8 protein-coding genes are annotated in these 12,772 nt (G+C 57.6%); 4 read left to right on the forward strand and 4 right to left on the reverse strand.

Annotated elements, in window-relative coordinates:
* Window positions 1-301: 301 nt before the first annotated feature.
* Entirely contained in the window at window positions 302-901 is a 600-nt protein-coding gene (locus ROO76_22710; GenBank protein MDT8070982.1) for a hypothetical protein, read from the reverse strand.
* 135 nt (window positions 902-1,036) lie between these two features.
* On the opposite strand from ROO76_22710, the gene ROO76_22715 reads away from it, so the two are divergent.
* Both ROO76_22715 and ROO76_22720 read left to right on the forward strand, forming a co-directional pair.
* Window positions 1,037-1,696, forward strand: coding sequence for an HAD family hydrolase (locus tag ROO76_22715; GenBank protein ID MDT8070983.1), 660 nt, complete (start codon window positions 1,037-1,039; stop codon window positions 1,694-1,696).
* A gap of 132 nt (window positions 1,697-1,828) precedes the next feature.
* A complete protein-coding gene (locus ROO76_22720) occupies window positions 1,829-3,784 on the forward strand; it encodes a glycoside hydrolase family 125 protein (protein ID MDT8070984.1) in 1,956 nt (651 codons plus the stop codon).
* Between the two features lie 144 nt (window positions 3,785-3,928).
* Here ROO76_22720 and ROO76_22725 read toward each other — a convergent pair whose 3' ends face one another.
* Window positions 3,929-6,124, reverse strand: coding sequence for a prolyl oligopeptidase family serine peptidase (locus tag ROO76_22725; protein MDT8070985.1), 2,196 nt, complete (start codon window positions 6,122-6,124; stop codon window positions 3,929-3,931).
* Window positions 6,125-6,242: 118 nt separating this feature from the next.
* Between ROO76_22725 and ROO76_22730 the strand changes: the two genes are divergently transcribed.
* Complete coding sequence (locus tag ROO76_22730; GenBank protein MDT8070986.1) at window positions 6,243-8,567, forward strand: transferrin receptor-like dimerization domain-containing protein; 2,325 nt, start codon at window positions 6,243-6,245, stop codon at window positions 8,565-8,567.
* Between the two features lie 190 nt (window positions 8,568-8,757).
* Window positions 8,758-9,729 (forward strand): NAD-dependent epimerase/dehydratase family protein, encoded by a 972-nt coding sequence (locus ROO76_22735; protein MDT8070987.1) that lies wholly within the window; start codon window positions 8,758-8,760, stop codon window positions 9,727-9,729.
* Between the two features lie 47 nt (window positions 9,730-9,776).
* Here ROO76_22735 and ROO76_22740 read toward each other — a convergent pair whose 3' ends face one another.
* Both ROO76_22740 and ROO76_22745 read right to left on the reverse strand, forming a co-directional pair.
* Window positions 9,777-10,124, reverse strand: coding sequence for a cupin domain-containing protein (locus ROO76_22740; GenBank protein MDT8070988.1), 348 nt, complete (start codon window positions 10,122-10,124; stop codon window positions 9,777-9,779).
* 315 nt (window positions 10,125-10,439) lie between these two features.
* Window positions 10,440-12,251, reverse strand: a complete 1,812-nt coding sequence (locus ROO76_22745) for an ABC-F family ATP-binding cassette domain-containing protein (GenBank protein ID MDT8070989.1) — start codon at window positions 12,249-12,251, stop codon at window positions 10,440-10,442.
* Between the last annotated feature and the right edge of the window lie 521 nt (window positions 12,252-12,772).

Genomic DNA, 12,772 nt, shown 5'->3' on the forward strand with positions numbered 1-12,772 from the left:
CCGCTGATCACGACTCGTCCGAGGGCAGCGCCCCGGCAACGGCTGATCGGGGTGCACTCCAGCAGACGCTGGTCATACCAGTCCATGAAGCCGATCAAGAACACGAACAGTCCGAGGGAGAGAAGAAGGAAACCGGCCGCGACCACTACACTTTCAGGCATGGGAGGATTCGCGAGAGTACGCGCTCGGCGGGCACTTTAGCATTCGGGGCGGGCAAAGACCAATGTGAATATTCAGGATTCCCCGGAGACAGCAATGCCCCAGAGGTTACGTTTCCCGCGATAGAGTGGTTTCAAACCAGCTAGAAGCCGAGGAGGATTTCGCTTTTGCTCTCAGGAATCTGCAGGTCCAGTCCGCGCTGGTGATTCTCCGCCAGCGTCGCGTCCACATTGAGTTGGCTGAGCGGTACCTGTATGGCGGTACGGTATGGTTCTTTGATGATCAGCAGCGAATCCGTGACCGTGTAGTTCCGGGCCTCGAGCTTTCGCCCGTTCGAAAGGATGAAAATCGCCTGCGGAGTTCTTGTCGAAGCAGCAGCGCGTGCTACAACCACGTCGGGGACCTCGATCATCTTTGGTGGTTCCACGGGGGTGATTTGGATGGGTGCTGCCACAGGCGCAGGGCGCTCATCACGAACTACTACGACGGGCGGCGCGGGCTGTTCGATCACTTCGGGGTACGCTTGGTCGTAACCATAGAAACCGTCGTAAAGGCCAAACGGGTAAACTACCGGTCCAAAGCGGTTGGCGCGGAAATGGTGGCCGAAGCCTGATCGTAGAATGACGCCCGGAGGATGTGGACGGCCTCCGCGGATGGGACCGGCAGAGATCGTGGATCGCATCTGTGCCAAGCCCGGCACGGCCAACAGAATCGCTACGAAACTCAGAAAGGCAGACCGCATAGGGCACCCCGCCCACCTTGCCTACATTCGCCTTCATTCATGATACGCCCGGTTGGTGCCGGGTAGCGTATCCAAATTGTAAAAACCGGCACCCGGTTCGGTCTCGTCAACTGGCCTGATTTGTTATCGTGAGGTATGTCCCAGGTTTCCTGCGAAGCTGTTCTGTTCGATCTCGACGGTGTTCTCATCGACTCCACCCCGGCGGTAGAGCGAGTCTGGACGCGCTGGGCCGAGGTCCATGGGTTCGAGCCCCACGAAGTCGTGCAGCGCGCTCATGGACGGCCGAGCATCGTGACCCTGCGGGAGTATCTCCCCAACGCGAACCATGAAGCCGAAAATACGCTGGTCGAACGAGCGGAAATTGAGGACATCGAAGGAATCGTTCCTCTCCCAGGAGCATTGGAACTGCTGAGAAGCCTGCCCCCAGATCGCTGGGCCATCGTGACCTCCTGTACCAGGCCGCTGGCGAAGGTGCGGATCGACGCCGCTGGTCTACCGCGACCCAAGTTTTTCATAGCATCCACCGATGTTTCTAATGGAAAGCCTCATCCTGAGCCATATCTTCAAGGGGCAAAGCGCCTGGGATTTGCCGCCGAACGCTGCATCGTGGTTGAAGATGCTCCCGCCGGAATTCGGGCGGGCAAGGCTGCGGGAATGAGAGTGATCGCCTTCGGAACCATTACTGGCGAAAAGGAACTGCGCGATGCGGGGGCCAACTGGATCCTGCGCAATTGCTCGGAGATTCGGACCAAGTCGCTCGGCGCGGCTGGATTGGAACTGAGCTTGAGCGACTAGGGGCTCGATCAGTGTGACGAGATATTGAAATCACGGATATAAGGCCCGCACCGGTATCGCTCCGGAAATCTACATCTGCACTGCCGCAAAAGGCACCGGCGAAGTATAGTTTGATCAGCCCTGGAAAAACTCGTGAACAGCACAACGTTTCGTTTTGCCATCTTTCTGAAGATGCTGATTCTGTTCTGTTTACTTGGAACAGCGGCATTTGCTGCCGAAACTCCGCGTCGGATTCCCATTACGCTTGGCGCTGATGACGTCATCCCGACGGGTAACGAATGGATCGCCTTGCCGACCATCCGCGCGTCCGATGCGGCACTCGTAAACTTCAACGTGCTCTCCATGCGTGACCGTGGCCTGCTGCAGGTCTCAGGCGACGGCAATTCGCCGGCGTTAGGTCCATATGTTCAGGTGGACGGAAAGACAGTCGCGATTCGGAACCTCTCGTGGGAGTTGATCGAGTACTGGGTTCCGACGGCGAAGTTCAGCGTGGGAGATATCGAATTCACGTTCACCTACTGCGCTCCACCGGGTTCACGCGGCGCGTTCCTGAACATCAAGGCCACGAATCGTGGCAAGGCGCAGACATCCGTGGTTCTTGGTGCGAAAGCCTCATGGGGGGCGCTGGATCGCGTCACCTATCTACCGGTGGCGCTTCGTGGCGACCGCACCATCGTTCCTGCGCCATGGGTCGCCGATGGGGAGACCTTCGCGTTTGTAACAGATGACACAAAGTTTGCGTGGGCATTCGTTCACCCGGGATCGCAAACGACGTGGAACGGTCCTCCGGCGGAGCATGCGCCGATGTCGGACGCGCACAAGTCGGTCACACTCGCGCCTGGCTCATCGACGGAAGTCAATTTTGTTCTTGCTGCCGGAGTCGAGGAATTCAGCGCGGCACATAACGCGAAGGCCCTGGTCGAATTGCTCGATCGAAATGGCGCGGACGCGTTGATCGACGAAGCCGCCGCATGGTGCCGCAAGCGCACACGCACTACCGGGCAGCCGGATCTCGACCTGTTGATGAATCGCAATTTCCTCTTTACGGCACTTTACGCGTGGGGAAGGACGATCGACACGGAACAACTTGTTGGCGCAACGTCGCGAAGCCCGCGATATTACGTTTCGGCGGCGTACTGGGATCGCGACGCGATGCTGTGGAGTTTCCCCGGCCTGCTCGATATCGACCCTGGCATGGCACGCGATGCGCTCGATTATGCACTGACGATCCAGTTGCGGAACACAGGAATCCATAGCCGATTCATTGACGGCATTGTCCTTGAAGACGGCTTCCAACTGGATGAGGCGGTCGCGCCGGTTATCGCGCTCGGCGACTACGTAAAGAAGACGAACGATACTGGCTTCCTCACCGCGCATCGAGACGCTCTGGTCATGCTGCGCGACAGGTTGCTTTCGCGGTTTGATCCTGCGACGGGCCTCTATTCCACACTGCAGGATTCCCAGGATGAATACCAGAAACTGCCGTTCAACACTTACAGCAACGTTCTGACCTGGCGTGCGCTGCTGGACATGGCGGATCTTTTCGAAGGATTGAAAGATGCGAACACCGCTCGCGATCTTACCCAGCGTGCGGCGTTACTGAAGAAAGCGATCCTGCAGGAGACGGTTGCGACGCCGCCGGGAGCCACGGGCCTGATCTTCGCCGACGCGACTGACGGAAAGAAACATCTGTTTGTCGATGTTCCGCCGGGATCGCTGATGAAATTGCCGGCGCTCGGCTTTATCTCCGAGAGCGATCCCCTTTTCGTGCGCACCTACGACTGGCTTCACTCAAACAACTATCAATATTCCTACTCAGATGAGCCATACGGATTGCCGGGGAGTTACCGGCTGCCCTTCACAACATCGTGGGAAGTCGCCGACCACCTCAGGCTCGCCAAGGGCCGCGACCAGGCACTCAAGATTCTGCGTCGAAGCGGCTGGGACGGCGGCATCATTACAGAAGGAGTTTCGCCCGCCACCGGAGTGATGGATCAGGCAGGACGAGCCTTCGCCACCGCTGCCGGCTATGTTGCCCACGCAATCTGCGAGGCCTTCTGCAAGGACGGCCGCCAGCCGGTACCATAAAATCCGTATGTTGAATCCAGAGGCGCTCTGCTGACCGGAGCGCCTCTGCTGCTCTCAATCCCACTGCTCTCTCCAGAAACGAACAGCCTCGTCGGGATCTTCCTCCGATGAGGCTGTTCTTCTTTTTGCTGAACCAAAACGCGGTTACGGCTTAGGCCCCCCATATTTCTGGAGCCACTTGATTTCCTCGCGCACTTTGATCTTCCCATGCCAAGGGTTCTTTGCCAGCGAATGTCCCTCGCCGGGGAAAATCAGTAGTGTCGAGGGCACGTTCAGCGTGTGCAGTGCGCGCTCGAGCAAGTAGTCCTCGGCGACCGAAACGCGTATATCGTCGGCGCCGGCAACCATGTGGGTAGGAGTCTTCACTTTATTGATTTGCCAGAGTGCGGCTTCTTCGTTGTAGACGTTCTCGTTCTCCCAAGGGGTGCCGCCGAGATACCACGCATCATCGAATGTCAGGTCATCGTTGCCCCAGTTCGCGGCGTGTTCGATGGCGCCTGCGCCGGTGACTGCCGCTTTGAAACGCGTCGTTTGCGTGATCAGCCAGTTGGTCATGTAGCCACCATAGCTGTAACCGCCAATAAACAGCCGGTCCGGATCGGCAATGCCGTCGCGGACCAGTGCGTCGACGCCTTCGAGGATGTCTTTGCCGGGACGCGACACAATGTGCGGAACAATCTCGCGCATAAAATCGTCCCCATATCCGGTCGAGCCGCGGTAGTTGGGACGAAACACGAGGTAGCCCTGCGTCGCGGCAAGGATCCCCCAGTCATACCAATCGGCTCCGAACTGATCGCCGTCGGCATCTTCCGGGCCGCCATGAATCAGCAGGAACATCGGGAGGTGTTTTGCCTCGAACTTTCCCGGCGGATAGAGCAGCATTCCCTCAATCTGCCGGCCATCGTCTGCTTTCCATGTATAGGTCTTGCCCTGCGGCAGTGCACGTTCCGTGAATAACTTGTTGAATGCAGTTACTGGCTTCGCCGTTTCCAGTGCTTGCGGGCTGTCGGCAATATAGACCTCACCCGGCCGACCAAGCGCGCTGAAAACGAAGGCAACACGGTTTGAGTGGGTTGCTGTCGCGAGCCGTTTGTACGTTCCTTTCCACGATGGCAGTTCGCGGAACCTGGCCGCAGCACTGGCCTCGGTATACATAGCGACGTTGGTGCCGAGACGCGCGGAAGAGACGACGCTGCCATCGGGAGCAAGTTCCCAGTGCTCGACGTTGCCGCCGAAGGAACCAGCCCAGCGCTGGACCTTCCCGTCCTTCACATCGATGGAGTAGATACGGTTTTGGATGTGCTCGTAATGTTTCTCGATAGACCCCGAACCGACCGAGAAGAGAATGTGTTGCGAGTCGGGAGACCAATGCAAGTCCGACTCCACCGCCTCATTATTGGTGAGCCGCCGTGGCGAGCCTCCATTCGCAGGAGCCAGGTAGATCTCGTAATCGGAGACGCCTTCCACGCGCCCCGATACTGAATCGGTCGTGAACGCAATAGAGCTCCCATCCGGAGACGCCACGAGGTCGTCGACTTTGAAAGGGGTAGTTGTAACGGGTTCGGCTCCGGGCGTTTCTGCCGTTTCCCCCTCCTTTTTGATCTCCGGCTTAGTCTCGAGTTCGCTGATCGCAGATTGGCGCGCCACTGCGTCGGTTACCCGGATGCGCGCGACAACGTCTCCGCGCTCCGATTCCCGGTACTGCACGACGTCCTTCCACTCCGCTTTGTAGGCATCGCGCTTCTGCTTGCTCCATGGAGTGCGCGTCGCGAAATACAACATTTGCGAATCCGGAGACCATGCGAATTCATGTACCGACTCAATCCCGCGAGTTACGGGAAATGCTTCGCCGCCGGATGTCGATATCAAATACAGCTGCGTGATTGTTTTCGCGGCAGGCTGCTCATCCTCGTCGCGGCCCTGCGGCTTAGGATTGGGAGGCGCCGTAGGTCGTGCTTCGTTGGGAACCGGTTGTGTACCTGGCTGAGGCTCGGGCTCTGTCGGCCTTTCGCTGAGAAAAGCAATCCATTTCCCGTCCGGTGACCAGCGCGCGTCGGTATCGCGGCCAGAGTTAGTCAGCAGGATCGGCGCAGTCATGCCTTCGCGCCACAACCAGAGGTCCTTACGAAATCGGTTGTGGCCCCAGTCGGAGCGCTCCGTCCCGATCAGTAGGGCTTTGCCGTCGGGAGCGAGGTTCAGCCCGGTGTAATCGACGTAATTGAAAAACTCGTCGAGAGTTATACGGGGTTTCTCCGCCGCAACTTGTGCTGACGCGGATACGGATACGATGCTGATGAAGGCGACTGCGATTACACCGACAAAGGTTGTGAAGTGTTTCACGAGACTCCTCCGGGAGAAAGCCTCGTAGTATCGCACACACTTACATTCGTACCCAATGGGCGTATAATTCGGCCTCGCTCGCTTTAAAAAAACTTTTCAGGCACCGGGGGATCTTCTCTTGCGCGCGAAACTCTTGCTCTGCTCCGTTCTTGTTATCTCCATCTGCGGATTCAGCCAGCAAATTGACACGGCCAAATCCACCCCTTCCAACTCAATCCTTACCGGCTATTCGAACTCCGCGGCTGCAACCGAACGCCAGTGGGAGGAAAAATTCCGCAACCTTCCTTCACCGGATCTCATGCGCCAATACATGCAGCGCCTCAGTGCGCGTCCTCACGCGGTCGGCCAGCCATACCAGCAGGAGAACGCCGACTGGCTGGCATCGCAGTTCAAGCAGTGGGGCTTCGACACCCACGTCGAGACCTACTATGTGTTGTTCCCTACGCCGAAAGAGCGCGTGCTCGAACTGGTTGCTCCGAGCAAGTTCACGGCAAAACTTCAGGAACCGCCGGTTCCCGGGGACCCGACGTCGAACCAGACTGCCGAGCAGTTGCCGACTTACAACGCCTACGCGGTCGACGGCGATGTGACCGCCCCGCTTGTATATGTGAATTACGGTCTGCGCGAAGATTACGAAATGCTGGATCGCATGGGAATTTCCGTCAAAGGCGCCATCGTGATCGCCCGGTACGGCAGATCCTGGCGTGGCATCAAGCCGAAAGTTGCCGCCGAGCACGGTGCGATCGGCTGCATCATCTACTCCGATCCCGCCGATGACGGTTACACGCAAGGCGATGTCTTTCCCGTTGGCCCAATGCGCCCTAAAGATGGCGTGCAGCGCGGCAGTGTGATGGATACGGATTATCCGGGCGACCCGTTGACTCCGGGCTATGCCTCCACCAAGGACGCCAAGCGTGTCCCGATCTCCGAAGCCAAGACCATCATCAAGATTCCCGTCCTGCCGATTTCTTACGCGGACGCCCAGCCTCTTTTGGCTGCGATCGGAGGTCGAACCGCTCCCGAAAACTGGGCCGGCAGTTTGCCCATCACCTATCACATCGGTCCGGGTCCCGCTCGCGTTCATCTGAAGGTGACGTCGAACTGGGACATCAAACCGATCAACGATATCGTCGCGACGATCCGTGGTTCGCAGTATCCAGATGAGTGGGTCATGCGCGGCAATCACTATGACGCCTGGGTCAACGGTGCCGAAGACCCGATCTCCGGACTCGTCGCCGAACTCGAGGAGGCTCGTTCGCTCGGCGAGCTCGTAAAGCAGGGTTGGCGCCCCAAGCGAACCATCACCTACATCGCTTGGGATGGTGAAGAGCCCGGCCTGCTCGGCTCGACCGAATTCGTCGAAGCCCATCTCGCCGACTTGCGCAAACACGCGGTTATGTACGTTAACTCGGACGGTTCCGGCCGCGGCTATCTCTTTGCCTCTGGGGAGCACACGCTGGAACATTTCATCAATAACGTAGCCAAGGACGTTAATGATCCCGAAAAGAACATCAGCGTCTGGGAGCGCGCCCGCCTGCACCGCATCTCGGCTACGAAAGAGGGCGAAACCCGCTCCGAACTCCGCACGCGCACCGATGTTCGCATCAGTCCCCTCGGAGATGGTTCGGATTACGCGCCCTTCCTCGACCACGCCGGCGTGCCTGCGCTGAACCTCGGCTTCGGTGGGGAGGACGACGGTGGCATCTACCATTCGATCTATGACGATTTCTACTGGTACACGCATTTCTCCGATACCAAGTTTGTTTACGGGCGCGCTCTCGCGCAGACTGCCGGTACCGCCGTCATGCGCATGGCCGATGCCGAAATGATTCCTGTCAGCTTCGGCGATATGGCGGACACCATTGCCCGCTACGACAAGGAAATTCATGAATTGTTCGACAAGAGCCAATCGAAAGCAAAAGAAACCAATACCGAGTTGGACGAAGGTGTATTCACGGCGAGTTCCGACCCACTGAAGCCGCTAGGGCCTCCGGATCGCGCTGATGTACCTCCGTTCCTGAACTTCGCGCCCCTGGATAACGGTTCTGCCGCATTCACCACCGCGGCCAAGCGCTTCGAAAAAGCCTTGACGGCAGCGGAAAAGAATGGCGGCGAGACCTTCGCGAATGCATCCGTCGACAAGCTCAACCAGCAGCTCATCCAGTGCTGGCAGGCCTTCCTCGACGAACGGGGCTTGGCGGATCGCCCCTACTTCAAGAACATGATCTACGCTCCCGGCGCCTATACCGGATACGGCGTAAAAACCCTCCCCGCGATTCGGGAGGCGCTTGAGATGAAGAGATGGGCGCAGGCGGAGCAGGGTGCGGCACAAGTCGGAGAGGTGCTGCAAAACTCCGCGAAGGCAATCGAAGAAGCCGCCAACATGCTCGAGCAAATGACCAAATCGCCCGCGAATTCATCGACCGCGAGCGGTTCGAACTAGTTCTCAAAGAACAAGGCGAAAGGGTAATTGGCACCCCCTTCGCCTTGTCCACAATGGTGCACAAACCTGTTGGACAGTGATATCGATCACGGCACCCTCCCAATCGTGTCGAATAATCTAAGTTGGAGGACGATGCAAGAACGAGCGGGGAAGACTTCATGAATTTGACAATGTCGGGAGGGCAGCCACCATGGCAAAGGTAGATCGAAGGATTCTCGTCACCGGATCATCGGGCCAAATCGGCTCCGAACTTGTGCCTGTGCTGCGCGAGCGATATGGACCAGAGAACGTAGTCGCCTGTGACATCAAGCCAGTGGACGAAGGCTCGGGCCCCTTTGAACTCGCCGACGCTACGAATCGTGACGCGTTGGAAAACATCATTCGGAAGCACAACATCGGGTCCATCTACCACCTGGTCTCGATTCTTTCCGCGACGGGCGAGCAGAATCCGTCTCTTGCCTGGTCCGTAAACATCGAGAGCCTCAGGAGTGTGCTCGATCTTGCCGTGCGGCACCAAATGGAAAAGGTGTTCTGGCCAAGCTCCATCGCCGCCTTTGGGCCCCATACGCCTCGCATTCAAACTCAGCAACTCACGGTCATGGACCCCAACACGATGTACGGCATCACCAAGGTTGCGGGCGAACTTCTCTGCAACTATTACTTCGTGAAATACGGCCTCGATGTTCGATGTCTCAGATTTCCCGGGATCATCAGTTGGAAGACGCCACCGGGAGGTGGCACTACGGACTACGCGGTGGCGATCTTCCATGACGCGCTCCGCGAGGGGCGTTATCAGTGCTTTGTTTCTGCCGATACAGTCCTCCCCATGATGTACATGCCCGATGCCGTCCGCGCAGTCATTGAATTCATGGCGGCTTCACGCTCGCGGCTTAGCACCCATCTCGGCTATAACCTCGCCGCCATGAGTTTCTCCGCCGAAGAGTTGGCGAGGGAGATCAAACGCCATCTGCCAAACTTCGTGTGCACATACAGGCCAGACGCCCGTCAGAAGATCGCAGATTCGTGGCCGAAGAGTATTGATGACAGTTGTTCCCGCGAAGAGTGGGGGTGGAGGCCGGAATTTGACCTCGGTAAGACAGTCGCCGATATGTTGACCAATCTCCGAACGCTAGTCGTCGAAACAGCGGAAGCCCGCGGCTAACCGTCGATGCATCGGCCACCCACGACAGTTCAGCCCCAGGCCGCGGATTATTTCGCCGGCTGTGAAGGCAAGGGAATGGCACAAAGGAATCGAAGAGGCTCATTCCCAGTGTTAAGAAACTGGTGTTCGTCGTGCGGCAGTACCAGCACCGTATCTCCTGCAACCAAGCTACTTTGTCCCGATTTGCCTCGAACCAAGCCCTTCCCGCTGAGCACATATACCTCATGCTCATGACTGTGAGAGTGCTGCGGCGTAGCCGCTCTGGGCTCGATCTCGAACAGACGCAAGGCAAAACTCGGGGCGCCATCTTTGGCGGTCCACAGCCACCGCACCGTCACACCAGGCACTCCTTCGATAGGCTCAGTTGTTACTTCCATGCTCCGTTTCAGTTGCATCGCGTTCTCCTCGACACGGGCAATTCTCCGTTCAATTAGATGTAATACGAAGCAAATGGCCGTGTAAAGCATCGTTGGGACACCAGAAACAATAGTCTGCGCGGAGGGCCTGCTCATTGGCAGGCTCTGGTGAACCACATCTGCGCGAATGGGCGGAAGTGCTCGGTAATCCTGGGCTGCGATGTGGACGTCTGGGAAACGAGCTTCAGCAGTTCCAACCGCAAGAACCTGCTGCTACCAACAGCGCCAAACGCATCAGCCCGTGAACCGGAACCAATACCACCCGGCAGATTAGACGGGACGGGTCGGCTAAAATCAGCTGTGGGGAAAGCTGCTTGCCTTCTCTTCCAGCTTCGCCCAGCGCGCATAAAGGGAATCCAAGGCCTCTTGCGCCGCTTCCATTTCGGCCTGGGCAGCAATCAGTTTGGCTGCATCGCTGGCGATCGCCGGATTTTCCAGTTGAGCTCGTTTGCGTTCTAGTTCCTGCTCGGCCGAAGTGATGCGCTCTTCAATATTGGCGTATTCCCGCGCTTCCAGGTAAGAAAGCTTCTTTGGTCCTTGGGTGGGTCGTTCGGAAATTCTTGGGTGTCGCCCCTCTTGATTCGAGGTACGCGAGCGTTCCGCTTGCCAGGACTCCCATTGAGGATAATCGGCAAAGCTTTCCGCGCCACCTCGACCATCAAGACCCAGCACGACTGTCGACACGCGATCAAGCAGGTACCGGTCGTGCGTGACAAGAACGATTGATCCACGGAATTCGAGCAGGCTCTGTTCGAGGATTTCCAGTGTTGGAATGTCAAGGTCGTTGGTCGGTTCATCCAAGAGAAGAATGTCGGCGGGTTGCAGCATAAGCTGCGCGATCAGCACGCGGGCACGTTCGCCCCCGGAAAGCCGCTCGACTGGCTGGCTCAGCTGTTCGCCGGTGAACAGGAATTTCGCGGCCCAGGAAGCGACGTGAATGAGTCGATCCTGATACACGACAGAATCGCCTTCCGGCGCCAGAGCGCGGCGCAAAGTTGTGCTCAAGTCAAGTTGGCGGCTCTGGTCGAAATACACGATGCGCAACCATTCGGCTCGACGAATTTCGCCTCGCGTGGGAACTACTTCGCCCCGCAGCATTCGCAGCATGGTCGTCTTCCCGCTGCCGTTCGGCCCGACCAACCCAACTCGCATTCCGGCCGAGACTATGAAGTTCAGTCGTTCGAAGAGTGTACGACCTTCGACTTCAAATGCAACGTCCTGCAGATCGATCAGGTGCTTGGTCTTTCGATCAGTCGCTGAGAACTCAATCTGTGTGGTCGCGCTCCTTGTCCTGGCATTCAAGTCGGCAAGTTCCCCGATCAGTTCGCCGGCCTTACTGATGCGTGCCTTCGATTTTCGCGTACGGGCTTTTGCTCCCCGGCGAAGCCACTCTATTTCCGAATGAACCAGATTTTCGAGCGCCTCCTGGTGCTTGGACTGAGCGTGAAGGAACTCTTCTTTCTTCTCCAGGAACGAGCTGTAATTTCCATCCACGCGCAGCAAACCGTCGGGATATACCTGGCTGAGCTCCATCATCGCCGTGGCCACATTCTCCAGGAAGTAGCGATCGTGGCTGATGACCACGCAGGCGAATCCTGCCTGGTCCAGGATATCTTCGAGCCACTTGATTCCGGCGAGGTCCAGGTGATTCGTGGGCTCATCGAGCAGCAGGATGTCCGGCGCCTGAACGAGCGCCTCCACGATGGCGAGGCGCTTCTGCCAGCCGCCGGACAGAGCGGTCGCCTGGAGTTCGAGATTGTCGAAACCCGCCCGCCCGAGTATCTCCGCAAAGTGAGCGGAAGATTCAGTCCCTCCCATTGCCGAACGTTTCAGGGCATTCTCGACGACAGAACGCACGGTTGCTCCGACGGCGAATGTTGAGTTCTGCTCCACGTAACTGAGCCGTAACCGCTTCCGTACGGATAAGGTGCCAGTATCTGATACTTCGATCCCGGCAAGAATTCGCATTAGCGTGGATTTTCCCGACCCGTTCGGCCCGATTAGACCGATGCGGTCTGCCTCTGAAACCGTGAAAGAAATATGCTCGAAGAGCGGCTTTGCGCCAAAGGCTTTCGAGATTTCTTGCGCATTGATGATCGGCGGCAATCGGTCCTCCGCAAAGTTCAGGTTATCAGGAAACGAACTTGATGCTCTGGCGATGCCGCGGGATACCGATGCTGCCGCGTCCTTGTGCCTAATCGTTTGCCTTTTTGAGCCGATAAACTGTGTCAGCAAAGCCTCGACGTGTTCAGGTAAATCCCAACCTAAAGGGCGATCACGGCGAAGATGAGGTGGTCGCCATCACTCAGGAAAACGGCGTCTGCGGCGGGAAGTTCAACGAATCATCGGCGGATGCAAGAACCACCGCTTTCGTGATACCTGTACGAACAATGTAACCATTCCATGGAAGCATCTTGAACGGCAGTTAATCTCTGCCATCGCTAAGTACCTGTCACACCTCCGACCAGCGAGAGCGCATTCCTGAGTTCTCGAACTATCCGCGTATTGCAATGAGAAGCAGCAAGCTGCGCACGAAGCCGCCAGAGATTCGCTTCAGGAACCAGGCGCTAAGAGGGCTGAAGTCGCTGCAGATGCTGTTATTGCCCTGATTGATGCTCGTCTCCCCG

The sequence above is a fragment of the Terriglobia bacterium genome (assembly GCA_032252755.1).
Classification (GTDB): domain Bacteria; phylum Acidobacteriota; class Terriglobia; order Terriglobales; family Acidobacteriaceae; genus JAVUPY01.

Coding starts and splice junctions, on each gene's coding strand:
- ROO76_22715 (MDT8070983.1), top strand. CDS start 1,037: ATGTCCCAGGTTTCCTGCGAAGCTGTTCTGTTCGATCTCGACGGTGTT.
- ROO76_22740 (MDT8070988.1), bottom strand. CDS start 10,124: ATGCAACTGAAACGGAGCATGGAAGTAACAACTGAGCCTATCGAAGGA.
- ROO76_22735 (MDT8070987.1), top strand. CDS start 8,758: ATGGCAAAGGTAGATCGAAGGATTCTCGTCACCGGATCATCGGGCCAA.
- ROO76_22710 (MDT8070982.1), bottom strand. CDS start 901: ATGCGGTCTGCCTTTCTGAGTTTCGTAGCGATTCTGTTGGCCGTGCCG.